Below are 22,355 nucleotides of genomic sequence, written 5' to 3' on the forward strand. Positions count from 1 at the left end.
GTCCGGCGAACGGGGGCAAGGTCATCCCGTCCATCGACCTTCAGTTGATGTTGTTGCGGCGTTCGAGGAGGACGGTGTCGTGCCAGGTGCCGTCGCGCTGGGCGATGCGTTCGCGGATGCCGATGGTGCGGTAGCCGGCCGAGTGGTGCAGGGCGAGGCTGGCGCGGTTCTCGGTGAAGACGGAGGTTTGCAGGGTCCAGTAGCCGGCCTCGTCGAGGGCGATGACTTGCCGGCGGATGAGGGCCTTGCCGATACCGCGGCCGCGGTAGCCGTCCGCGACGTAGATCGATGTCTCGGCGACGCCGGAGTAGCACTCGCGAGTGGAAACCGGGGTGGCGGCGGCCCAGCCGACCACAGTGCCGTCGATCTCGGCGGCCCACCGCTGCCCGGTGATCCACTTCGCGTCGAGGGTGGCGCTGCTGGGGACGGCGGTTTCGAAAGTAGCGACGCCGGTGTCCATGCCTTCGCCGTAGATGCGGCAGACCGCGGGCCAGTCGTCGTCGCGCAGGGCCCGGACGGTGACGTCGGCCGGGACGCCTTCCGGGCAGCACGGACGCGGCGCGAGCAGACCCATGACCGCGTCGGCGGCCTGCGGAAGGCCGGCACAGCAGGCCGCGTTGACGGTGACGATCGTGGCGGTGCCTTCTTTGCGCACCCGCACGAACCCGACGTCGGCGAGTTTCCGCACGTGGTGGGAGCACGTGGACTGGCTGATGCCGAGTAGTTCCGTCAGGGCACCGACCGTGATGCCGCGCGGCGCGGTGGCCACCGCGTGCAGGAGCCGCACCCGGGTGGGTTCGGCCAGGCAGGCGAACCAGCCCGCGTAGGTGGCGGCTTCGCCGTCAGGCAGGACCTGGGCCTGGGGCGCGGCGGTCGTGGTCACGAGCCGAGTATATCGACCCGAATCGATCATTGCTTCGATCGATGACTGTCGATACAGTCTGCCTCAACGACGCTCGATCGAGCTGGATCGATGAAAGGGGCCGGGATGAGCGAACTGCCCGTCGTAGTCGTGGGGGCCGGACCGATTGGGCTCGCGACTGCCGCCGAGGTGCTGGAGCGGGGTCTGGAGCCGCTGGTGCTCGAACGCGGATCGCAGGCCGGCGCGTCGGTGGCGCAATGGAACCACGTGCGCCTGTTCTCGCAGTGGAAGGAGCTGGTGGACCCCGCGGCCGGCCGCCTGCTGGAGGCGACCGGATGGGAGCGCCCCGCGGCCGAGGGCTACCCGACGGGGCAGGACTGGGTGGCCCGGTACCTCGCCCCGCTGGCCGCCGCGCTGGGCGAGCGGGTGCGGTTCGGTGCCGAGGTGGTCGGGGTGGCGCGCCGCGGTCGTGACCGCGTGGTCGACCACGGTCGCGACACCGAGCCGCTCACGGTGCACGTCCGGCACCGCTATGGCCGCGAGGAGCTGATCACCGCACGCGCGGTCGTCGATGCCTCGGGCACGTGGACCAACCCGAACCCGCTGGGCGGCGACGGTCTCCCGGCGCTGGGCGAGCGGGCTGCCGCCGACCGCATCACCTACCAGGTGCCCGATCTCCAGGACCCGGCCGTGCGCGCCCGGTTCGCCGGCAAGCACGTGGCGGTGGCGGGCAGCGGACACTCCGCCTTGACGGCGCTGGTCGCCCTGACCGAGCTCGCCCGCAGCGACGGCACGCGGATCAGCTGGATCCTGCGTCGAGGCTCGGTGGGCAGCACGTTCGGCGGCGGCGAGGCGGACCAGCTCCCGGCGCGCGGGGCACTGGGTCTGCGCGCGAAGGAGGCCGTGGATGCCGGATCGGTGCAGGTCGTTGCCGGGTTCCGGACCGAGGCGGTGGAGCGGGACGCGCAGGGACTGCTGGTGTTGCGCTCGCCGGACGGTCGCACGATCCAGGCTGTGGACGAGGTCGTGGTGGTGACCGGGTTCCGGCCGGACCTGTCCTGGCTGTCGGAGCTGCGGCTGGAGCTGGACGCCACCCTGCAGGCGCCGGTCGCGCTCGCGCCGCTGATCGACCCCAATGTGCACTCCTGCGGCACCGTCTACCCCCACGGCGCGAAGGAACTGTCCCACCCCGAGCCGAACGTCTACCTGGCCGGGATGAAGAGCTACGGCCGCGCCCCGACATTCCTCGCCATGACCGGCTACGAGCAGGTTCGCTCGATCGCCGCCGCCCTCGCCGGTGACCACGAAGCCGCCGCGCGCGTGGAGCTGGTGCTGGCCGAGACCGGGGTGTGCGGCGGGGCGGGCTTGTTCGACGAGCCCGCTGCTGACGCCTCGGCCGGCGGGTGCTGTGGCGGTTCGGCCGAGCCGGAGCTGATTCCGCTGTCCGCCCCTCCGGCAGACCGGTGACGGTCGATGCCTCCGCGCAGCCCGGCTCCCTGTCGAAGGCCGGGATGCGCCGGGTGCTGGTGACCTTGTGCGTCACCGAGATCACCAGCTGGGGCGTGCTCTACTACGCCTTCCCCGTCCTCGCGACGGACATCGCGACGTCGACCGGGTGGTCGTCCACGTCGATCACCGCGGGTTTCTCAGCCGGGCAGCTGGCCGCCGCGCTCGCCGGGATTCCCGTGGGGCGGTGGCTGGATCGGCACGGCCCGCGCTGGCTGATGACCGGCGGCTCGGCCCTGGCGGTGCCGGCGGTGGTGGCGATCGCGACCGCGCAAAACACCGCGTGGTTCGTCGCGGCCTGGCTGCTGGCCGGGGTGGCGATGGGCGCGACGCTGTATCCGCCGGCGTTCGCGGCGCTGACCCGCTGGTACGGGCCTCGCCGGGTGGGAGCGCTGACGGTGCTCACCCTCGCGGCCGGGCTCGCGTCGACGGTGTTCGCCCCGCTGACGGCCGCGCTGGCCGCGCACCTGGACTGGCGGCGGACCTACCTCGTGCTCGCCGTCGTACTGGCCGTGGTCACGATGCCGGGACACATCTGGGGGTTGCGGGGGCACTGGCCCGATCCCGAGCCGCACGAGCACCCCGCGCAGGTGGAGCAGACCGGTCCGGGACGCATCGCGCGCAGCCGCGCGTTCGTGGCACTGGTGCTGGCGTTGAGCTTGTCGGCGTTCGCGGCGTTCGCGGTGGTGATCAACCTGGTGCCGCTGCTCACCGAGCGCGGCCTCAGTCCCGGCGCCGCCGCCGTCGCGCTCGGACTCGGCGGGGCCGGCCAGGTGCTGGGCCGCCTCGGCTACACGACCTTCAGCCGTCACACGAGCGTCCGGGTCCGCACAGCGATCATCCTCGCCGCGGTCGCGGCCACCACAGCGGTCCTGGGCCTGCTGACCACCGCACCCGCACTCGTGATCGCCGCCGTGGTCGCCGGGATCGCCCGCGGCGTGTTCACGCTGTTGCAGGCCACCGCGATCACCGACCGCTGGGGCGCGGTCCATTATGGACGGCTCACCGGGCTGCTGTCCGCTCCCTTGACGATCACGGTGTCGCTCGCCCCGTGGGCGGGCGCCGCGATCGCCGACGGGCTCAGCGGCTACTCGAACACCTTCCTCGTGCTGGCTCTCGTTGCTGTGGCGGCCGTGGTGATCTCCCTGGCGAGCATCCCCCGCCGGATCACCCGGTAGCCACGTTTCGTGGTACTGAAAGGGCTTCGTCATGCCTGTGCTTACCGTCCTGCACTCCGGCGAATACCGCGAGCCCAGCCCCTTCGCCCGGGCAGCGCGTCGTGGTCGTCGGCGCGGCCAACTCCGCCGGGCATTTCCCGGTCGACCGGGTTGCGCCGACCACGATTCCCCTCGCCGTGTCCGGCAGGGCGCCGTTCGCGGGACGAGGTGGAGGTCCGGCACCGCGCGGTGCCGGACCTCCGGTCGTCACCACCGGGTACCGGCGGGCTCCTTGATCGTCACGTTGATGCGGTTGAACAGGTTCGTCAACGCGATCGTCAGGATCAGCCCGGACAACTGCCGCTCGTCGAAGTGGTCCGCGGCGTCGTCCCAGATCTCGTCCGGCACGCCGTCCCCGGTGCGGTCCGCCAGGCGCGTCGCGGTTTCGGCCAGCGCCAGGGCGGCCCGCTCGGCGCCGGTGTAGAACGGGGCCTCCCGCCAGGCCGAGACGTTGAAGATGCGCTCGTCGCTCTCCCCGCTTTGCGGGCCTCCTCGACGTGCCCGTGCACACAGGCGGAGCAGCCGTTGATCTGGCTCACCCGCAGCCCGGCGAACGCACGCACGGCGGCGGACAGCCCGCTGCCTTCGATGGCCTTCAGCAGCCCGCCGATGCCCTTCATCCCCTCGGGCAGCACGTAGGCCGGGTTCTTCATCCGCGTAGTCATGTTTTCCTCCGTCAAGTCGGTGACACTGCCCTGACGGACGCCGGCCGACGGATGTGACCATCACGGCCCCCTTCGCCGCTTCAAACCTTCCCCGGGGATCTTTCAAGATCCTTCCGCGACATCCGGACGGCCCGTCCTCGCTACGGTGCGGGCGTGGCACCGCTTCGCTCCGCTGCTTCCGGTCTTCACCGACAGGCCTGCTGGACCACCCTCGCCGCGCTCGCCCTCGCCGCCGGGTAGGCGGTGCTGGAGGCGGCACGGGCCGAGACCTCCGCCGCGCCCGCTCCCCGGCCGGTCCCCCCGCCGATGCCGCTGTCCAGCACCGCGGTGAGCAACGGCGCGGAGCGAGCCCAGCGCGCCGCCGCCCGCAGCTCAACAACGGCGACTTCCCACGCGACCTGCCTCCAGCCGAACTCGACTGACCACCTGAGGCCGGGAAATGTCGCCCACGACGCCGAGAATGCGCGCGTGGACGAGCATTCCGTTGTCGCGATGTCGCTGGATGACCTGCCCGAGCACCGGCGCGACGCCCTGTTGTGGCGCTATGCCGTGGAGCTGGACTACGACGGCGTCGAGGTACTGCGCGCTGACCGGCACGGCCGCCCCCGGACCGGTGTCACCGGCATCGTCGCGCACAAGGACGACTACCAGTGGTTTCCCGACCCGCACTGCGGCTATCGCACCAAGCCTGGCCCCTCCGCCCCTCCCGACGGGTACTCGACCAGGGGCCGCACCACCGTGACCTGGACCTTCGGACTGACTGGGGAGGACGTCGCTCCCGTCGACGCGATTGAGTCCGCGGTTACTCAGCGCAAGGTCACGTGTGTGGGCTGACCAGTCCTGTTTGGTAGGCGATGACGACCAGTTGGGCACGGTCGCGCGCACCGAGTTTCGCCATGGCGTGGCTGACGTGGGTGCGTGCGGTGGCTGGGCTGAGGAACAATGCGGTGCCGATTTCGTCGTTGCTCAGGCCCTGTCCCACCAGGGTGAGTACCTGGCGTTCGCGTTCGGTCAGCACCGCGAGTCGGTCCTCCGCGGCCTGGGTGGCTGTGCGGTGCGCGGTGAACTGGCTGATGAGGCGGCGGGTGATCCGCGGGGCGAGCAGTGCTTCTCCGGCGGCGATCACCCGGATGGCGTGGAGGAGCTCGGCCGGGCCGGCGTCCTTGAGCAGGAAGCCGCTCGCGCCGGCCTGCAGTGCCTCGACGACGTTGTCGTCGGTGTCGTAGGTGGTGAGGATGAGGACTCGGACCTGCTCCAGCCCGTTGGTCTCGGCGATCCGGGTGGTGGCTTGGATGCCGTCCATTTTGGGCATGCGGATGTCCATGAGGACGACGTCGGGGCGGGTGAGGCGGGCCTGCAAGACGGCCTCGGCGCCGTTGGTGGCTTCGCCCACCACGGTGATGTCGTCTTCGAGGTCGAGTAGGACCTTGAACCCGGATCGCACGAGTCCCTCGTCGTCGGCGAGCAGCACCTTGATCGGAGCGTTCACGGGCGTGGTCCGGTCGGCGCGAGGGGCAGGTGTGCCCTGACTTCGAACCCGCCGCCCGGCTGTGGTCCGGCGTTGAGGTCTCCACCGAGCAGTTGGCAACGCTCGCGCATGCCCAGGATCCCGCGGCCGGGATTGGCGCCGTTACTCGTCGGCTGCTGGGCTGGTACTCGGCGGCCGTCGTCAGTCACGCGGATCTGCAGGGCGTCGATCCCGGGGGTGAGCACCACCGTCACGCGGGTCGGACCGACGTGGCGGATCACGTTGGTGATCGATTCCTGAACGATCCGGTAGGCGGCGCTCTCCACGGCGCTCGGCAACGGCGCCGCGGGCGAGGCCTGCTCGAGTTGGATGTCGAGTCCGGCGTCGCGTGCTTTGGTGGTGAGTTCGTCGAGCTGCGCCAGGCCGGGAGTAGGCGCGTTTCCATCGCTGTCGTCGCGGAGTACTCCGAGGATGGTCCGCATCTCCTGCAGTGCCCGGGAACTGGTCTGCTCGATGGTGCGCAGTGCCTCGCGGGCGCGTTCCGGCTTCTTGTCGAGCACGTGCGCGGTGACTCCGGACTGGACGTTGATGATCGCGATGGCGTGGGCGACGGTGTCGTGGACCTCGCGTGCGATGCGGAGGCGTTCGGCGTCGGCTCGTGCCCGCGCGACCTCCTCGCGAGTGCGTTCGGCGAGTTCGGCTCGCGCCTGGGCTTCAGCCGCGATGACCCGTCTCGATCGGACGGACTCACCAAGGGCCGTGCTCATGACCGACACACCGATCCGGAAGAACACCCAGCCGATCGCGGCGCGGGGCTCGACGTCGGCCGCGGCGACCAGCCAGCCGGTGGCGAGCACCGTGATCCCCACGCCGGCGGTCACCAGCGACCGGCGCCCGTCGCCGTACGCGGCGAGGGTGTACAGGGCGACGAGCAGCCCGAGCCATCCGGGCCCGTCCGGGAAGTCGAGGCCGTAGTAGACCAGGCTGACGAGCGCGACGGCGACGAACACCGGCACCGGCCACTTGCGACGGGCGGCGACGGCCAACCCACTCACGATCAGCAGGATGTAGCCCAGGTGTCCGAAGTCAGCCAGGGGCCGCTCGGCTCCCTCGACACCCCGGACCAGGGTGCCCTGGACCTGCATCGCGGTGAGGAACAGCGCGAGCAACACGTCCTGCACCCGTGCGGGCAGGCGTGGTGATGCCGCGCGGTGGTTCATGTCGCGATCATACGGTTGCCCACCGCGGACACCCTCCGCCCGGAAGCGCGACCGCCTACGTCGACGGGCGTAGCCGGGCCCCGGTCGGCTACGCGGAATTGCGTAACCGCTGCCATCCGCTGTCCGAGGCGAACGTTGCCTCGACGACGCGACGATCATCGTCATGCGTAAAGCGTTCACCGGCCTGGCGATGTTGCTGATGTTGGCCGTAGTAGCACAGTTCTTCCTGGCCGCGAGCGGTGCGTTCGACCCGGCGCCGGTCGACGAGTCCTTCCGGCCGCACCGGGCGTTGGGGTACGGGATCGTCCTGTTCGCGCTCGTGTTGACGATCGTGGCCGCGATAGCCCGGATGCCCGGACGACTCATCGGGATGACTGGGCTGGTCGCCGGGCTGGCGGCCGTCCAGGGCGTGATCAGTGCCATCGCCAAGGCGTTCGGCGACACCGGCGGGCCGATCGTCTTCGGTCTGCACGCGGTCAACGCCCTGGTCATCGTGGCGGTGATCAGGACGGTCATCCAGCAGGCGCGCGCGCTGCCGGTGTCTGCCGTGCCGGTGTCATGACAACGGGTCGATTGATCCTCCTGGACCATGCGGTTGCGCTGCTGAGCATTGCCACGTGGCTCGGTGCCGGTATCGCAGCGGCCCGCCGGCGCACCCGGGTGGCGCTCGCACTCCTGGTGGCGGCCCTGCTGGTGACGCTCACCCGGGTGGCCACGGTGGTGGTGCTGACCAGCCGGGGCTGGTGGTTCGGGCAGGAGAAAGCGCTGCTGGTGCTGCCGATGCAAGCGATCGCCGGGCTAGTGGCCGGACTGGTCGCCGGCCCGCGACTGCTGGCGGCGAGGCGGGCGCCCGGCGAGGCCCGGCCGGCGACCAGCGTCGTCGTCCTGCTCACCGCGGCCTACGCGGCGCTGGCCGGTCTCGTGGTGACCTTCGTGGTCGGGTACCCGCTGACCTGGAGCGCGGCGCTGATCGCGATCTCCCTGGTGTATGCCGGAGCGTTGCTGACCCGGCGTGTGCTCGCGACGCCGGTCGAGAACACGCCCGATCACCCCGGGATCTCGCGCCGCCGCTTCATCGGTCTGACCGGTGGGGCGATCGTGGCGAGCACCGCCGGTACCGGCGTCGGCCTGTCGTTCCTGCCACCCGAACCGGTGACCACCGGCGGCGGTCCCGGGCCGTCGCTACGGGCCAGCGTGCCGGTGACCGAACTGCGAGGCGCAGGCGCACCGGCACCGGGCGGCACTCTCCGACAGCACGTGCTGACCGCGCGAACGGCCACCGTCCGCCTCCCGTCCGGACGTGTGGTCGACGCGTGGACCTTCGACGGCGAGCTACCGGGCCCGGCGATCACCGCGACCCAGGGCGATCTCGTCGAAGTGCGGCTGCGTAATGCCGACATCGCCGAGGGTGTGACCCTGCACTGGCATGGCTACGACGTGCCGTGTGGTGAGGACGGTGTGCCGGGCGTGACCCAGGACGTCGTGGCACCTGGTGCGGACTTCGTCTACCGGTTCCGCGCCGACCAGGTGGGGACCTACTGGTACCACACCCACCACGCGTCTCACGAGGGCGTGCGTCGAGGCCTGTACGGGCCCCTCGTCGTGACACCCCGCGACGCCGCCGCGGAACAACTGAATCTGACGCTGCCCGTGCACACGTTCGACGGCACCGTGGTGATCGCCGACCAAGACGGGCGCACCGAGCACACCGCACCAGCCGGCAGACCGGTGCGGCTGCGGTTGATCAACACCGATTCGGACCCGCACCGGTTCGCACTGGCCGGCACACCGTTCCGGGTGGCCGCGGTCGACGGCCGAGACCTCAACCAGCCCGGTGAGGTCACTGGCGTGGCACTACGCCTGGCCGCGGGCGGGCGATACGACCTGGTGTTCACCATGCCGGACACGCCCGTGGTGCTCGTGCTCGACAACGACCGCGACGGCGGCCTGTGGCTGCGCCCGCCCGGCAGTCCACCCGATCGGTCCATCGCGGACCCCGCCGACTGGCCGGAGCTCGACCTGCTGCGGTACGGAACCCCGGCCGCCGTGCCGTTCGACCCCGATGATGCCGACCGGCACTTCACCATGGTCCTGGACCGTGGGGTGGCCATGGTGGACGGCTCGCCGGCGTACGCGCAGACCGTCAACGGTCATGCTCACCCGTCGATCCCCGACCAGCTCGTCGCGGAGGGCGACGTCGTCCGGTTCACCGTGGTCAACCGAAGCCTGGAGACCCACCCCTGGCACCTTCACGGCCATCCCGTGCTGATCCTGTCCAAGGACGGGGTCCCGGCAACTGGTAGTCCACTGTGGATGGACAGTTTCGATGTTCGTCCGGGAGAGGTGTGGGAAGTCGTGTTCCAGGCCACGAATCCCGGGATCTGGATGAACCACTGCCACAACCTGCCCCACATGCATCAGGGAATGATGCTGCGGCTCCGCTACGACGGCATCACCGGAACTCACGAAGAAGGACACGAGGAGGAGCATTGAGAACCGAGACCTCCAATGCTGGTGGAGCGCTGGCGAGACTGGCGCGGTTCTGTTACCGGCGCCGCCGTCTGGTCCTGCTGACCTGGATCGTCGGCGTGATCGCGGTGGCCGTGGTCGGCTTCGGGTACGGCGCGGCCGCGGACAACGACTTCACCGGCGGAGACGCCGAGTCCGCCAAGGCACAGGAGCTGCTCGAGCAGCACTTCCCGCAGCAGCAAGGGGATACGCTGACCCTCGCGATCAAGGCAGAAAGCGGAATCGACGATCCCGCCGTTCGGCAGAAGATCGAGAAGATCATCGCCGACCTCGCCGCCTCATCCATCACCGGACCGGTGATTTCACCGTACCAGGACAAGAACCTGGTGACCGAGGATCGCCGCATCGCCCGTACGACCATCCCCCTGAGCGACAAAACCGCGGACAAGGCCGAGGTCAAGCCTTTGGTGGACATGGTCAAGGGCGCCTCCGACGACAGCGTCACCCTGGGGCTGGGCGGGTACATGGCGGAAAAGGCCGAGACGCCCCCGCAGGGTTCGGCCGAGAGCGTGGGCATCCTGGCAGCAGCAGTGATCTTGTTCATCGCCTTCGGATCCCTGGTGGCAATGGGCTTGCCGATCGTGACCGCCATCCTGGCAATCGTTGGCGGCCTCGCGCTGATGAAGCTGGTCGGACACGTGGTTCCCGGCCCGGACTTCACAGTGATCTTCGGCGCGATGATCGGGCTCGGTGTCGGCATCGACTACGCGCTGTTCATCGTGACCCGCTACAAGGACAGCCTGCAGGATGGCGATGCGCCCGAGAGCGCCACGGTCGCGGCTATCACCACCGCCGGTCGCGCGGTGCTGTTCGCCGGCACGACCGTCGTGATCGCGTTGCTGGGCCTGGTCGTCATGGGGCAGCGGCTGATGACCGGGGTGGCCGTCGCCACGTCCGTGATCGTGCTGGTGACGATGATCGCCGCAGTGACGCTGCTGCCCGCGTTCCTGGGCTTCATCGGCTACAAGATCAACTCGTTGCGCCTACCCCGTCGTACGTCCCGCCGGTATCAGCCGGGCAGTGCTCCGACCCAGCCTCGCCGCACCCTCGCCGAGCGGTGGGCCGGCGTGGTGCAGCGCAAGCCGCTGGTCGCCGCGGCGCTGGCCGGCGCGGTTCTCCTGCTGCTGGCCGCTCCCATGCTGTCGATGCGGCTCAGCCAGCCCGACGCCAGTGTCCAGCCCCGCGACAGGAGCAGCTACATCTCCTACGAGATCCTCTCCGAGGGCTTCGGGCCCGGCTACGGTGCGCCCCTGATCTTCGCCACCCGGGTCGACTCCACCTACGCCGATCTGCGGCCGGTCGTCGACGCGGTGAGCATGACCGAGGGCATCGCGTCCGCTACGCCACCCCGGGTCAGCGAGGACGGGCACGCCGTCACCTTCACCGCCTTCCCCACGACCGGGTACCAGGACGAGGCAACCGCGAACCTGGTGCACAGGCTCCGCGACACCGTGTTGCCCAACGCACCCGGCGGCCAACAGGTCCTCGTCGGCGGACCGAACGCCGCCACCATCGATCTCGCTGACGAGACCGGCTCGCGCCTGCCCCTGATGATCGCGGTCGTCATCGCGATCTCCATGGTCCTGCTGATCGCGCTCGTCCGGTCGGTCACGATCGCCCTGCAGGCCGCCGTGATGAACCTGCTGTCCATCGGCGCCGCCTACGGTGTGATCGTCGCGGTCGTACAGTGGGGATGGCTCGGCCCCACACTCGGGTTCCCCACCGCCATGCCAGTCACGACCTGGGTCCCGATGATGATGTTCCCGGTCCTGTTCGGCCTGTCCATGGACTACCAGGTCTTCCTGACCGCACGGGTCCGCGAGGAGTACGAACGAACCGGCGACACCCGCACGGCCGTCGCCCGAGGGCTCGCGCGGACCGCCAAGGTCATCACCGCGGCGGCCGCCATCATGTTCGCCGTCTTCACCACCTCCCTGCTCGGCCCCGACATCGCGGTCAAACAGGGAGGCCTGGGCATGGCCGTCGCCGTGCTCATCGACGCCACCATAGTCCGGATGATCCTCGTCCCCGCGGTGATGGAACTGTGCGGCAAGACCAACTGGTGGATGCCAGGCCGTCGGACACCGAAGCCGACCCCGGCCGCGCAAGCCAGCACCGAAGAGGCCAGGGTCTGACACTCACACGAGACCGAGTGCGGGCAACCCTCGGGCGGGTTCCCGCACTCTGTCGCACGGTCCTGTCCTCGCTCAGTGCCGCCGAACCGCCCCTGACCGAGATCATCCGGCGCACCGGTCACTTCTGTCACTCTCTCACTAAAGGCCAGTTGACCTGGGAAAACAGCTGTGACACTCGAGTGACACCAGGTGTGACAGCAGTTCCCCACACTAATCTCCTGTCACAGGGTTACAAGGCCGCTGAAACAGGCGGGGGGCGAGGCCCGGCGGACACCTCCGCCGCGGCCGGCACCTCCGCCGGCACGCTGCCCTGCGCCTGCGCGATCCGCGTCAACCGGTTCAGGTTCTCTCTCCCCCCGCCCGCCGCAGCAGCCGAGACACCCCCAGAATCTCAACAGCGATCGCCTCCCGCTGCGCCACGCTCAACCCCGACGCCGACCGGCAGAAGGCTTCCCACGTGCGGTCAGTGGCTGCGGCCGCTCCCAGCCAGCCGCCAGCAGGCGGTTACCAGCTTCCGCTTCGCGCGCCCGGCTCACCGGGATACCCACCAGAGGAAGCCGCGCTGGCGCGCGGCTTCGCCGCCACGGCGGCGCAGCGAGCATAGACGAGAAGCACGTCCTTGCCGGCAAGGTCGAGGACGGCTTCTCCCGGCTCGTCGAGGCCGTGCGCCGCACGGCGGGCCCGGACCGAAACCGCGTCCGCGAGCACCTGGTGGGCCTGTTCGACCTGTTCGACCCGGCCGACGACCGCGGCGCGGCGGCGCGGCGGAACCTGGCGTCGGCCCTGTTGTGAGACGGCGTTCCCCGCGCCGCGAGGTGGCGGCGCGGGGAGGCCCCCTCACCAGGGGATGACGCCCTCGTCGTCGAAGAAGCCGCCGCGCGGCCCGTCGTCGGGCAGGGTGGCGAGCCGGATCGCGATGGCCGCGCCCTGTTCGGGAGTCCGAGGCGCGGCGAAGCCGGTGAAGTCAGTCGCGACATAACCGGGGCAGGCGGCGTTCACGATGATGTTCGTGTCGGCGAGCGCGCGGGCGTACTGCACGGTGATGCTGTTGAGCATCGACTTCGACGGCGCGTACGCGGCCATGACCGGGCCGGTCCGCAGGGTCAGCGAGCCCATGTTGCTGGACATGTTGACGATGCGGGGCGCGCCGGCGCGGCGCAGCAGCGAGAGCATCGCGTTCGTGACCCGGACGACGCCGAACACGTTGGTATCAAGGACGGTCCGGACGACGTCCAGGTCAAGCGTGGTGGGGTCCTGCGCGCCGTCGTCGGTCCGGCCGCCGATGCCCGCGTTGTTGACCAGGACGTCGAGCCGTCCCGCTCTGCGCTCGATCGTCGCCGCGGCCGCCGCGACGCTGTCGTCGGAGGTGACGTCGAGGGCCACCCCGAACGCGTCGACGCCCACGGCGCGCAGCCGCTCGACGGCCTCCTCGCGGCGGGCGTCATCGCGGGCTCCGACGGCGACCCTGTGGCCGATCGCGCCGAGCCCTTGCGCGATCGCGTAACCGATTCCCTTGTTCGCGCCGGTGACCAGCGCAATCTTCGTGTCGTTCACGCGGCCCATGCTCGGCGCGCGGGAACGCGCTGTCCAAGACCAGTTGACTATCTTCTGATACTCCCCAGGTATCACACCGTAGACTCGGAATCGTGCGTGATCTGGAAACCCGCGAGCTCCGGTACTTCGTCACCGTCGCGGAGGAGCTGCACTTCGGCCGCGCCGCGGAGCGGCTCGGGATCGCGCAACCGCCGCTCTCCCGCGCCATCCGGCAACTGGAGCAGCGGCTCGGCGCCCGGCTCCTCGACCGCGACCGTCGCGGGGTGGCGCTCACCGACGCCGGCCGGGTGCTGCTCCGCGAGGCGCGGGTGGCCCTCGACGCGGTCACGGCCGCCGCGCGCCGGACGCGCCGCGCCGCGGGCCCGAACCGGCCGCTGGTGCTCGTGACGAAAGCCGGGGCGTCCCACGAACTCCTGCAAAGGCTCCTGGACGCCGTCGCGGCCGAACCGGGCGCGCCGCCGGTCGAGGTCCTCCTGTGCGAAGTGGGCGAGCAGGCCGGGTTGCTGCGCGACGGGCAGGCCGACGTGGCGATCATGCACCGCCCGTTCGACGACCTCGCCGGCTTCGACACCGAAGACCTCGTCGTCGAAGGCCAGGTCGCGATCCTGCCCGCGGCGCACCCGCTCGCCGCACGCGAGCAACTCACGCTCGCCGACGTCAGCGACGTCCCGGACCTGCCGATCGCGCGGTGGCCCCGGCTCGACGGCACCTATCCGCCCGGCCCCGGGCCGGAGGTGCGCACGCAGTCGAAGCTGGCCCAGCTCGTGGCACTGGGACGGACGCTGCTCGTCATCCCCGCATCCAGCCGCGCCTGGCAGTGGCCCGAGCACGTGGCGGTGCCCGTCGTCGACGCGCCGGAGGTCACGACCGTGCTCGCGTGGCCGGCGAGCAGCCGCTCACCTGCGGTCGCCGCACTCGTCCGCTCAGCGGTCGGGCTCTACGAGACCCCGTGACAGCACGAAGCGGTGAAGATCAGGCGGAGACGGTGTCCCGGACGATCAGGCCGGTGCCGCCGTAGGTGAGGCGCTCCGGGCCGTCCAGCTTGCCGGTGCGCAGCGCCCACGTCTCGAACCACCGGGCGAACAGCGGCGGGGGCACGTGGGGTAATAGCTTGCACGGCCACACCGATCAGCACCTCGTGAACGCTCGACGTCCCCGGATCGGCGGTTGAGCCTTGGTCATGCCGCCACCACCGGAGTCCCCACTGGGGGACGAACTCCCCCGCCGGGATGCGGTACTCGCCCAAGCAATCCCCTAAACCCAACCCGGTGGAAGAGCCTGCTGCCCGCTGCGGACCTCTGGCCAGCTGAACTCGACGCCTGCCCCAGCGCGGCCGATGGCCGCGGGTGGACCGCGCAACCAACTTCCGGGTGGCGCGACAAGCCGAGGGCCTGATGGGCGCCGCGGTCCATGTGGTGCCGGTTCGTCGGGTGAGGCCACTCCAGCGTCCAGCGCGGGCGGCCGGTACAGCTCGGGTGGCTGGGTTCCAACGCCGGTGCGCGGCATCGAGGACCGGGCAGGCGCCGTCACGAGGAGAGCAGGTCCATCGAGAACCCGACGGCGAACAGGGTGAGACCGATCCATTTCAACCGGGTCTCCAGGCCCGCGCGGGTTTTCAGGTTCCCGAGCGTGGTCACCACTAGCCCTTCGAGCAGCAGCAGGCACACCAGATATCCGACGGCACCCAGGAGTCCACCGATGATGACCCCGACGGCGATCGTTACCACGACAACAAAAATTGGCGTCGGGTCGTTGTTGGGTGAGGTGTCCTCGTAGTGCGCGGCGGCGAACACGAGAAAGCCCGCCACGACAGCGCCCGCGATGACGAACGCCCGTAAACCTGCTGGGTCGCCCGGCGGCGGTGGGGGCGGTTTGGGAGGTCCCGTGGCCGGAACGTGTTCGCCCTGCCATCGGGCGCGTAACTGGGCACGCCAGTCCCGCAGCGTGACATGCAACGCCGTCAGCTTCGTGATCGCCGGCGCCTTGCTGGATGCGAGCAGGTGGAGCGTCATTCCCACGAGCCCGTTGAGGAGCACCAGGCTGATCACATACGCGACCTCGCCGAAACCCACGCCGAGCATCCAGCCAACGAATACGAGAGACAGCTTTCCTAGTGTCTGCGCCGCGGCCGAACCGGTAACGTCCCAATACTCTATCTCCGCGAAAACTACCAACGCGATGGCGCCGATGCGGTGGAACGCGATGAGGCCAGGAGGGTGGACGAGCTTCGCCGGTACCGACCGCGCGGATCTCCGGCGTCCAGTGCGCCAGCGCCGCATGGTCGAGACGAGCCGGATACGCCTGTTCCGCAGGTGCGTGTGGACGGCTTCCATCCTTGTCCGGCCCAGTAGGTCGATCACGACGGTGAGGCCGCCGAGGAACTCGAGTGTCTTCCCGAGCCGCCCCCACCACAGAACCACGATCCCGAACACCCGGAGTTGGGCGGTGTCCTGGCCTGCGAGCCATTCACGCCATGCGTGTAGCAGATCCCACATGTCTCCCCAGTCCGTGCCAGCCGTCCGATGTCCTATTTGCGGGGTCGATCGTCCACGCTCAAGGAGAGATTCTGGCAGCAGCTATCCGGACAGCCCGAAGACCATCGTGGATGGTCACCGCGAACACGACACAGATGAATCCAACCCGGCGCCAGTAGCCTCAGTGGATGCGCGACTGACCAGCGCGGACGGTCGGCGCCGCGAGGCGGAGGCGTTCGAATACCCTGCGAGGTGGGGTACCCAGCGAAGGGAGCCGCGCTCGCGCGCGGCTGCGACGCTGCGGCGTTGCAGCCGGGCTGCCGAGAGTGCCGCGAAAGCAGGCCGAGCGCTGACCGCGTCGCACCCTCGGCTCCACCTCCACGACCAGCTCGGGCTTCGCCCGGCGCACACCAGGCCGGATCGAGGTTCGGTTCGACCGCCGGTGGGACACCTGGGGCGGCTGCTGGTGCTCGCCGCGCTGTCCCGCGGCCGCGGCTACGCCTGGTCCACGTCGAGCCCGGATCCTGCCGGTTCTGGAAGACGCTAACGCCCCATCTACCTGCTCGTTTCAGCACCGAGACCCGAGGCGCCACCACAGCCGTTCAGCGTAGCGGCGCACCATCTCCCGGCGGCGCGAAGTCAGCCCTTCCATGATCGCGCGAATGGTAGGCCGGTCCGGCAGGCTCTCGTGGAACGGGTCGTTCTTCTCCGACACCCACCGCTCTTCGGCGTAGCGGCGCAGGCTGGCCAGCGCGTGGTCGTCCAGCTCCTCGCTCACCGCCTCCACGGCGACCTTGTCCAGCGACCACTCGCCGGGGAACGGGTAGCCGAGATCGCGCATGAAGGCCTCGTACAGCACATGCGGGTGGCACCCCATGGCATTCGCCAGCCGAGTCAGCGTGACCGGGTCAGGCGGGCGCTTGCGCACCGCCGCCTCGCGCCTCTTGAAATACACGGCGAGGGACTCGGGCGAAACGCTCTGCCACTGGCTGCTCCATTTGAGTGTCTGGGCATGCGTACCACGTAGGGCCAGTGATCACACAATCGGCCGGTGCTGCTGCATCGTGCGCCAAAAGGCCTGGAGGGCTCGCAACTTTCGTGTATGCAGTCAACTCCCCTGGACTGCTGGCGTGTCACGCGGGGCGCCAGCTATCAGCAAGTGGGAGACGTCCACATGCGACCGATGCGAACGAAAGGAGGAACACTCCGGTGTGGAGAAATCTCTGCCTGACTGTCCGATTCCGAGCGTCCACAGGCTCTGCGCTGGAATTTTCTCCCGTGACATAAGTAGTGCCGACACTCGGATCCACTCGAATGGACTATCGTGGTGCTCGATGAGAGCGGGCCCCGTATCGCGAGGACACGAGGGCCGGTGTGGGCTTGCTACTTCACGGGCTGTCCAATCACGACTTGGCCTCTACCAAGGGATGCTTGGGTAGGTAGCCGACTGCGGGCAGAATGCGTGTCTCCTCGGTCGCCAGTTCGACTGCGGCAACGATCCGCGTCGGCAGCTTGGTCGAGACAACGGGCGCGAGCTGCCGGGTCGGTTCGTCTTCGATCGCGGTGGCCAGGTCCTCGGGCGTGCGAGTCATCCAGCTCTGGTCCTTGGCCTTGAAAATCGCCCAGTACATGGCCGGGCGGATCAGCAGCAGGTTCACCAGGGACACCAGTGGCGTGAGGAAGATCCACGCCGTCAGGCGGGTGCCGAGCTTCATCTCCGGCCGCATCGCCGCGTACATCGCGGTCTGTGCCCAGGTCATGATCACCCAGTAGCCGAAGCCCTGTATCAGCACGAGCTTGCTCTGTCCGGGCAGCAGGATCAGCACCCAGGCGTACACCAGCGGGCTGACCAGAGTGAAGATCATGCCGTATGCGCGGAACAGCAGAGGGATGAGCGGGAAGTGCTCGATCTCCCAGCCGACGTAGCGCCAGTAGCTCTTGAACCACCGGACTCGCTGCCGCCACATCTGCCCCAGGTGCTCGGGCAGTGCGGAGTGCACCAGGGCCTCGTTGACGGCGACCACCTGCCCGCGCAGGAGTGCGTAGTGGGTCAGGCGCCGGTCGTCCCCGGCGGTGCCGGAGGTGACGTAGTCCTCCAGGTTGTCGTAGACCAGGTCGGCCCGGTAGATGGCCAGGATGCCCGACGTCGGTGCGACCGCGCCGAGGATGGACCGGGCTACCCGGGTGACCATGCACCAGGTGACCATTTCCAGGTCCACGATCCGCGTGAGCAGGTTCCGGTGCCGGTTCTCCACGAGCGTGAGGCCGGTGGCCGCCTGAATCCGATCGTTGGACATTGCCCGCAGGACGTGGGCGAGGGCGTGCTTGTCCAGCACGGAGTCCGAGTCCACCGTGACGATGTAGTCGACCTTGCGCCGGTCGAGCTTGTTCAGCACGTTGGCCTGGGCGTGCCGCTTGCCCTGGTTGGTCTGGCGGTGCCAGGTGACCAGCGGGTGGTGGAACGGTTCGACCGGGACGGCGGAGCCGTCGTCGACCACGTGGATCTCATCCGGCGGCCGGGTCTGTTGCACCAGGGCCATGACGGTCCGGCGCAGCAGCTCGGCCTCTTCGTTGTAGGTGGGGACGATCGCGACCACCCACCCCTTCGCAACCGGCAGGTGGGTGAACTTGCGGCCGATCACCGCCGCCCCGAGGTAGTAGATCATGATCGCGGTCGCCACCGTGTAGAACCAGAAGGTGACGCTGGTGGGCTCTGAGTGCCCCCACACGAAGTGGTAGTAGGTCGTCCATGCCGTCGCGGCGAGCACGGAGACGACACAGGCCAGCAGCGGCCAGAACCGGCCGGACTTACTTGCTGTCGACACGGTGCCTCCGTCGAGAGCCGAAGCGGTACAGCACGATCCCGAGGACGATGAGGGCGACGGCGATGGCCACCATCCATTCCAGGCCGAAGTGAATGCCGGCAATGGTGAAGCCAGCGGCGCCGGTGTAGGCGAGCTTAGGGGTGTACACGATTCTCCTCGGGTCAGAGCACCTGGAGGTGCGGAAGCGTGAGTCGGTAGGTGGCGTCCAGAACCAGCTCCTCGTCGGCGAGCCAGTCCAGATCGAGGCCGGGATGGGCGGTGTGCACGATCACCAGATCCCACGACCCTTCCGGCGCATCGGCGGTCATCACGTGCTCGCCGACGCGGATCTGGTCGACCAAGGGGTCCGTGAAGTGGACGTCGGCGCCGCGCCGGTTCAGCTCCGCGATGATCTCCAGGGCCGGAGACTCGCGGACGTCGGCCACGCCAGGCTTGTAGGCCACACCCACCACGAGGACGCGAGCGCCGAACAGCGCGATGCTGTTGTCAGCCAGCACCTCCTGGGCGCGACGCACCACGTCGAGCGGCCGGTGCGCGATGGCGGTCATCGCGGCCTCGGTGATCGGGGAGCTGACGCGGCGACGGCGCAGCTCCCAGAGGAGATAGTGCGGGTCGCACGGGATGCAGTGCCCCCCGACACCGGGGCCAGGATAGAAGGGCATGAATCCGAACGGCTTCGTGGCCGCCGCCGTGATGATCTCCATCGGGTCGAGATCGAGGGAGCGGACCGCGCTGGCGAACTCGTTGGCGAAGGCGATGTTGACGGCCCGAAACGTGTTCTCCAGGAGCTTGGTGGCCTCGGCCGCCTCCGGCGAGGAGACCACGTGCACCACCGGCGCCGAGTCGGCCAGCAGCCCGATTGCTCGACGGGTGCACTCGTCGGTGACGCCACCCACCACCCGAGGGGTGCGCTCCGGCACGTGGTTGGCATCACCGGGGTCGATCCGCTCGGGGCTGAACGCCACGAAGACGTCGCGGCCCACGAACAGCTCGCGCGCCTCCAGTTCGGCCACGAGCAGATCGCGCGTGGAGCCGACATAGGTGGTGGAGGTCAGAACGATCGTCTGGCCGGGCATCGCAGCCTCGGCAACCATGACGCACGCATCGTGCAGCGGCCCCAGGTCCGGGACGAGGTGCTCGTCCACGGGCGTGGGAACGCACACGACGATCGCGCCCACCTCGGAGAGCCGCGTCGGCTCGTTGGTGATTTCCAGCCGCTCGCTCAGGTGCCGGGCAAGACGCTGGTGGTCACTGGCCAACAGATCGGCGCGGTCAGCCTTGATATCTGCCAGGCGGCTCTCCGAAATGTCGAAGCCGACGACCTGGCGACCGGCTTCGGCGAAGGCGAGCGCCGTGGGGAGCCCGACGTACCCGAGGCCGACGATGGCCACGGAGTCGAGCGTGACAGGAACCCCATCAGATCGATCACCTGATTGGGGCAGGAGGACAGAGGTCATGAACTTCCCCTGGATGCGCTGACAGCGATCTTGTTCGCTGTGTCAGCCCCTTCATCGCCGCCACAGAATCGGACGTTAACGGCGTTCAACCTCGTAAATCGGCAACAAACCGGCGGTATTCGATCTTCACCCGGCAGATACCAGCAGGTGGATCATGGGATCTTTTCCCATGATGATCCATCACAGAGCGCTCCTGATCGACGTTCAACTTCACTCGAATGGTCCAAAACTCGGCGGACGCTCAGGAACGCGCTGTTAGGCTGCCACGGCCTCGCCCGCCCCCTCCGGGTCGTGTTTGGATGCGCTGCTGGAGGCAGGCTGCGCGGGCGAGGCGCCTAGCTCTGCTCGCCTACGACACCGGCACCGCCCGCCGGATCGCCGAGCCGATGCCCACCCAGGCCACCGTCGAAGGCGACGCGCTGCTGCAAGCCGACATCGAGGTCGAGGACTGCTACTTCCGGATGCTCATGCCCGACGAGATCAAGCTCGCCATGGCCTTCCGGCACGACTTCGTGCTCCTGGGCAACAAGCGCGAGCAGGTCAAACTCGCCGGAAACGCCGTCACCCCGCCCGCCGCGCGCGACCTCAATGCCCTCGCGGCCTGACCGGCAGGTGGCACGCCCCGCAGCGGGCGGGCCACCAGCCCCACAAACTCGAAGACCAAGGAGAGATCCGATGAACACCGCTGCCGTGAAGAAGGCCCGCGCCGAGCTCGGCGACGACCACGAGTTCCTGTGCCGGGCGCTGGAAGGCCGCTACGGCGAACCCGCCTCACACCACGCCGACAGCCTGGTCCTCGAACCCGACGAGCTGGCCCAGCTGACCGAACCACAGGTCGCCGACCGGCCGATCGCCCACCTCGAAGCCGACGACGAGTAGGCACGGTGGGGACAACCACGGTCGCCCCCACCTGCCCCAGGTCGGTCGGGTTGCTGTTTCTTCGTCGACGACCACCCCGGCGAGGCGGGTGTATCCGGCCGGAGAGCGGGCGCCGGGATGTGCGTATGCCGACTGCTCCCTCAAACGCCCGCTCTGGCTGGCCCCAAGCTCTCTCCGAACTCTTCGTCCGGGATCCGAGAGGACGTGGCCCCCGCGCTGAGACGGCACGGGGGCCACGTTTATGTCAACGCCCACGACAGCGTCCGGATCCTGCGCCACATCACCGAGAAGAGCTTCGACGCCTACTCCTGGCAGACGGTGTCGCGCAAGGCCGAGTTCATCGCCCAGGTCATGCGCCGGACGCCTGGATGTGCGCGAGATCGAGGACATCGGCGACGCGGCGCTGTCCTACAACGAGGTCAAGGCCTTGGCGACCGGCCGGCCCGAGGTCATCGAGCACGCCGAAGCCAAGGCCGAACCCACCCGCCTGGAACGGCTGCAGCGCTCCCATGACCAGAACCGGGCCCGGCTGCACCGGCAGGTCGAGGACGCCCGTGCCCGGGTGCCCGAACTCGAGGAAAGACTGGCCGACACCCGGCGCGCGGCGGTGACCGTGCCGCCCACCCGCGGCGAGGCGTTCGCGCTCACCCTGCGCGACGGCACCCGGCTCACCGACCGGGCCGCCGCCGGCGACGCGCTCGTCAACCAGCTCGCCGAACTCGCGCAGCTGGCCCAACGACGCCGGTCAGCCGGCCAGCGGGTTTGTCCGCGCGCACGATCGCCGAGTGCATGTTCTCGGCCGCCTCGTGCGTCGGCGTGATCTCGATGTCGGTGAACCCCGCTTCGGCCAGGCCGGACCGGTACTCGGCGAAGCTCAGCGCACCCGCGATGCAGGCGGTGTACTCGCCGCGCTCGGCCCGCTCGGCGACGGTCAGCTGGTCCTCGGCGACCACGTCGGAGATGCCGAGCCGCCCGCCGGGCTTGAGCACGCGGAACATCTCGGCGAACACCGCGGGCTTGTCGACCGACAGGTTGATCACGCAGTTGGAGATGATCACATCGACCCGGTTCGCCGGCAGCGGGATCGCCTCGATGTGCCCCTTGAGGAAGTCCACGTTCGCCGCTCCGGCCTGCTGCGCGTTGGCCTGTGCGAGCGCGAGCATCTCCTCGGTCATGTCCAGTCCGTACACCCTGCCCGCCGGGCCCACCCGCCGCGCGGACAGCAGCACGTCGATGCCGCCGCCGGAGCCGAGATCGAGCACCGTCTCGCCCTCGCGCAGCTCCGCGACGGCCACTGGGTTGCCGCAGCCCAGGCTGGCCAGCACCGCTTCAGCCGGCAATGACGACCGCGCCGCCGCGTCGTACAAGCCGCCAGTCAGGTCGGGCACCTCGCTGTTGCATCCGCCGCCACAACACGACGCCGCCGCTCCGGTGCTCGCCCGCACCGCCGCCTCCGCGTACCGCTCGCGCACCTGTTCACGCAGCTCCCGCGTCTGCTCACTCACTTGAAACACCTCCACACCCGAATATCGATGCCCGTCGATGACAACCCCTGAATCGATGG

Annotated in this window: 22 protein-coding genes and 2 pseudogenes; 10 read left to right on the top strand and 14 right to left on the bottom strand. The window is 69.4% G+C overall.

Annotated features, from left to right (window positions below; genetic code table 11):
- Positions 1 to 40: 40 nt before the first annotated feature.
- Positions 41 to 913: a helix-turn-helix domain-containing GNAT family N-acetyltransferase gene (locus FB470_RS33010; protein ID WP_306997971.1), complete on the bottom strand. Its 873-nt coding sequence runs from the start codon at positions 911 to 913 to the stop codon at positions 41 to 43.
- A 75-nt stretch (positions 914 to 988) separates the two neighbouring features.
- Between FB470_RS33010 and FB470_RS33015 the strand changes: the two genes are divergently transcribed.
- Complete coding sequence (locus FB470_RS33015) at positions 989 to 2,329, top strand: NAD(P)-binding domain-containing protein (RefSeq protein WP_306997973.1); 1,341 nt, start codon at positions 989 to 991, stop codon at positions 2,327 to 2,329.
- Positions 2,326 to 3,546 carry an MFS transporter gene (locus FB470_RS33020; protein WP_370876632.1) on the top strand — a complete coding sequence of 407 codons (1,221 nt, stop codon included), beginning with the start codon at positions 2,326 to 2,328 and terminating at the stop codon, positions 3,544 to 3,546. Before FB470_RS33015 ends, FB470_RS33020 begins: the two co-directional genes overlap by 4 nt.
- Before the next feature lie 246 nt (positions 3,547 to 3,792).
- Here the strand turns inward: FB470_RS33020 and FB470_RS33025 are convergent, their stop codons facing one another.
- Together FB470_RS33025 and FB470_RS33030 are read right to left on the bottom strand one after the other, a co-directional pair.
- Entirely contained in the window at positions 3,793 to 3,933 is a 141-nt protein-coding gene (locus FB470_RS33025) for a carboxymuconolactone decarboxylase family protein (RefSeq protein ID WP_306999634.1), read from the bottom strand.
- Positions 3,870 to 4,250 (bottom strand): carboxymuconolactone decarboxylase family protein, encoded by a 381-nt coding sequence (locus FB470_RS33030; RefSeq protein ID WP_306997975.1) that lies wholly within the window; start codon positions 4,248 to 4,250, stop codon positions 3,870 to 3,872. Before FB470_RS33030 ends, FB470_RS33025 begins: the two co-directional genes overlap by 64 nt.
- A 468-nt stretch (positions 4,251 to 4,718) precedes the next feature.
- Here FB470_RS33030 and FB470_RS33035 point away from each other — a divergent pair, with 468 nt between their 5' ends.
- A complete protein-coding gene (locus FB470_RS33035) occupies positions 4,719 to 5,084 on the top strand; it encodes a hypothetical protein (protein ID WP_306997977.1) in 366 nt (121 codons plus the stop codon).
- Here the strand turns inward: FB470_RS33035 and FB470_RS33040 are convergent.
- Positions 5,068 to 5,727 (bottom strand): response regulator, encoded by a 660-nt coding sequence (locus tag FB470_RS33040; protein WP_306999607.1) that lies wholly within the window; start codon positions 5,725 to 5,727, stop codon positions 5,068 to 5,070. The genes FB470_RS33035 and FB470_RS33040 overlap by 17 nt on opposite strands.
- An 8-nt stretch (positions 5,728 to 5,735) precedes the next feature.
- On the bottom strand, positions 5,736 to 7,103 hold the full coding sequence (locus FB470_RS33045) for a sensor histidine kinase (RefSeq protein WP_306997979.1): 1,368 nt from the start codon (positions 7,101 to 7,103) through the stop codon (positions 5,736 to 5,738).
- On the opposite strand from FB470_RS33045, the gene FB470_RS33050 reads away from it, so the two are divergent.
- The 4 genes and pseudogenes from FB470_RS33050 to FB470_RS33065 all read left to right on the top strand — a co-directional run.
- Positions 7,102 to 7,500: a DUF6220 domain-containing protein gene (locus FB470_RS33050; protein ID WP_306997981.1), complete on the top strand. Its 399-nt coding sequence runs from the start codon at positions 7,102 to 7,104 to the stop codon at positions 7,498 to 7,500. The genes FB470_RS33045 and FB470_RS33050 overlap by 2 nt on opposite strands.
- A 98-nt stretch (positions 7,501 to 7,598) precedes the next feature.
- On the top strand, positions 7,599 to 9,431 hold the full coding sequence (locus FB470_RS33055; RefSeq protein ID WP_306997983.1) for a multicopper oxidase family protein: 1,833 nt from the start codon (positions 7,599 to 7,601) through the stop codon (positions 9,429 to 9,431).
- A gap of 95 nt (positions 9,432 to 9,526) precedes the next feature.
- Complete coding sequence (locus FB470_RS33060; protein WP_306997985.1) at positions 9,527 to 11,602, top strand: MMPL family transporter; 2,076 nt, start codon at positions 9,527 to 9,529, stop codon at positions 11,600 to 11,602.
- A gap of 621 nt (positions 11,603 to 12,223) precedes the next feature.
- Positions 12,224 to 12,394 (top strand): annotated as a pseudogene (locus FB470_RS33065) (tetratricopeptide repeat protein); the annotation flags it as partial.
- A gap of 45 nt (positions 12,395 to 12,439) precedes the next feature.
- Here FB470_RS33065 and FB470_RS33070 read toward each other — a convergent pair.
- The gene (locus tag FB470_RS33070) at positions 12,440 to 13,165 is read right to left on the bottom strand and encodes an SDR family oxidoreductase (RefSeq protein ID WP_306997988.1); all 726 of its coding nucleotides are present in this window, start codon (positions 13,163 to 13,165) and stop codon (positions 12,440 to 12,442) included.
- A gap of 83 nt (positions 13,166 to 13,248) precedes the next feature.
- On the opposite strand from FB470_RS33070, the gene FB470_RS33075 reads away from it, so the two are divergent.
- Positions 13,249 to 14,109 carry a LysR family transcriptional regulator gene (locus FB470_RS33075; protein ID WP_306997990.1) on the top strand — a complete coding sequence of 287 codons (861 nt, stop codon included), beginning with the start codon at positions 13,249 to 13,251 and terminating at the stop codon, positions 14,107 to 14,109.
- Positions 14,110 to 14,128: 19 nt separating this feature from the next.
- Here FB470_RS33075 and FB470_RS33080 read toward each other — a convergent pair.
- The 6 genes and pseudogenes from FB470_RS33080 to FB470_RS33105 all read right to left on the bottom strand — a co-directional run.
- Positions 14,129 to 14,248 (bottom strand): annotated as a pseudogene (locus FB470_RS33080) (DUF3817 domain-containing protein); the annotation flags it as partial.
- Positions 14,249 to 14,682: 434 nt separating this feature from the next.
- A complete protein-coding gene (locus FB470_RS33085; RefSeq protein ID WP_306997992.1) occupies positions 14,683 to 15,651 on the bottom strand; it encodes a hypothetical protein in 969 nt (322 codons plus the stop codon).
- A gap of 547 nt (positions 15,652 to 16,198) precedes the next feature.
- A complete protein-coding gene (locus FB470_RS33090; protein ID WP_306997994.1) occupies positions 16,199 to 16,489 on the bottom strand; it encodes a hypothetical protein in 291 nt (96 codons plus the stop codon).
- A 544-nt stretch (positions 16,490 to 17,033) separates the two neighbouring features.
- Positions 17,034 to 18,455: a glycosyltransferase family 2 protein gene (locus FB470_RS33095; RefSeq protein WP_306997996.1), complete on the bottom strand. Its 1,422-nt coding sequence runs from the start codon at positions 18,453 to 18,455 to the stop codon at positions 17,034 to 17,036.
- Positions 18,439 to 18,603: a hypothetical protein gene (locus FB470_RS33100; RefSeq protein WP_306997998.1), complete on the bottom strand. Its 165-nt coding sequence runs from the start codon at positions 18,601 to 18,603 to the stop codon at positions 18,439 to 18,441. The genes FB470_RS33095 and FB470_RS33100 overlap by 17 nt, the downstream gene beginning before the upstream one ends.
- A gap of 13 nt (positions 18,604 to 18,616) precedes the next feature.
- Positions 18,617 to 19,846, bottom strand: coding sequence for a nucleotide sugar dehydrogenase (locus tag FB470_RS33105; protein ID WP_306998001.1), 1,230 nt, complete (start codon positions 19,844 to 19,846; stop codon positions 18,617 to 18,619).
- Between the two features lie 365 nt (positions 19,847 to 20,211).
- Here FB470_RS33105 and FB470_RS33110 point away from each other — a divergent pair, with 365 nt between their 5' ends.
- Positions 20,212 to 20,517 carry a hypothetical protein gene (locus FB470_RS33110; protein WP_306998003.1) on the top strand — a complete coding sequence of 102 codons (306 nt, stop codon included), beginning with the start codon at positions 20,212 to 20,214 and terminating at the stop codon, positions 20,515 to 20,517.
- A gap of 70 nt (positions 20,518 to 20,587) precedes the next feature.
- The gene (locus tag FB470_RS33115; protein ID WP_306998005.1) at positions 20,588 to 20,791 is read left to right on the top strand and encodes a hypothetical protein; all 204 of its coding nucleotides are present in this window, start codon (positions 20,588 to 20,590) and stop codon (positions 20,789 to 20,791) included.
- A gap of 349 nt (positions 20,792 to 21,140) precedes the next feature.
- Here FB470_RS33115 and FB470_RS33120 read toward each other — a convergent pair whose 3' ends face one another.
- Together FB470_RS33120 and arsM are read right to left on the bottom strand one after the other, a co-directional pair.
- Complete coding sequence (locus FB470_RS33120; RefSeq protein WP_306998007.1) at positions 21,141 to 21,527, bottom strand: hypothetical protein; 387 nt, start codon at positions 21,525 to 21,527, stop codon at positions 21,141 to 21,143.
- Positions 21,493 to 22,296, bottom strand: a complete 804-nt coding sequence (gene arsM, locus FB470_RS33125; RefSeq protein WP_306999609.1) for an arsenite methyltransferase — start codon at positions 22,294 to 22,296, stop codon at positions 21,493 to 21,495. The genes FB470_RS33120 and arsM overlap by 35 nt, the downstream gene beginning before the upstream one ends.
- Between the last annotated feature and the right edge of the window lie 59 nt (positions 22,297 to 22,355).

Source organism: Amycolatopsis thermophila (assembly GCF_030814215.1).
Lineage (GTDB): Bacteria > Actinomycetota > Actinomycetes > Mycobacteriales > Pseudonocardiaceae > Amycolatopsis_E > Amycolatopsis_E thermophila.

Excerpts from the sequence above, each read along its gene's own strand:
- FB470_RS33010 (WP_306997971.1), bottom strand. The coding sequence starts at position 913 with ATGATCGATTCGGGTCGATATACTCGGCTCGTGACCACGACCGCCGCG.
- FB470_RS33015 (WP_306997973.1), top strand. The coding sequence starts at position 989 with ATGAGCGAACTGCCCGTCGTAGTCGTGGGGGCCGGACCGATTGGGCTC.
- FB470_RS33030 (WP_306997975.1), bottom strand. The coding sequence starts at position 4,250 with ATGACTACGCGGATGAAGAACCCGGCCTACGTGCTGCCCGAGGGGATG.
- FB470_RS33050 (WP_306997981.1), top strand. The coding sequence starts at position 7,102 with ATGCGTAAAGCGTTCACCGGCCTGGCGATGTTGCTGATGTTGGCCGTA.
- FB470_RS33045 (WP_306997979.1), bottom strand. The coding sequence starts at position 7,103 with ATGACGATGATCGTCGCGTCGTCGAGGCAACGTTCGCCTCGGACAGCG.
- FB470_RS33070 (WP_306997988.1), bottom strand. The coding sequence starts at position 13,165 with ATGGGCCGCGTGAACGACACGAAGATTGCGCTGGTCACCGGCGCGAAC.
- FB470_RS33085 (WP_306997992.1), bottom strand. The coding sequence starts at position 15,651 with ATGTGGGATCTGCTACACGCATGGCGTGAATGGCTCGCAGGCCAGGAC.
- FB470_RS33110 (WP_306998003.1), top strand. The coding sequence starts at position 20,212 with ATGCGCTGCTGGAGGCAGGCTGCGCGGGCGAGGCGCCTAGCTCTGCTC.
- FB470_RS33115 (WP_306998005.1), top strand. The coding sequence starts at position 20,588 with ATGAACACCGCTGCCGTGAAGAAGGCCCGCGCCGAGCTCGGCGACGAC.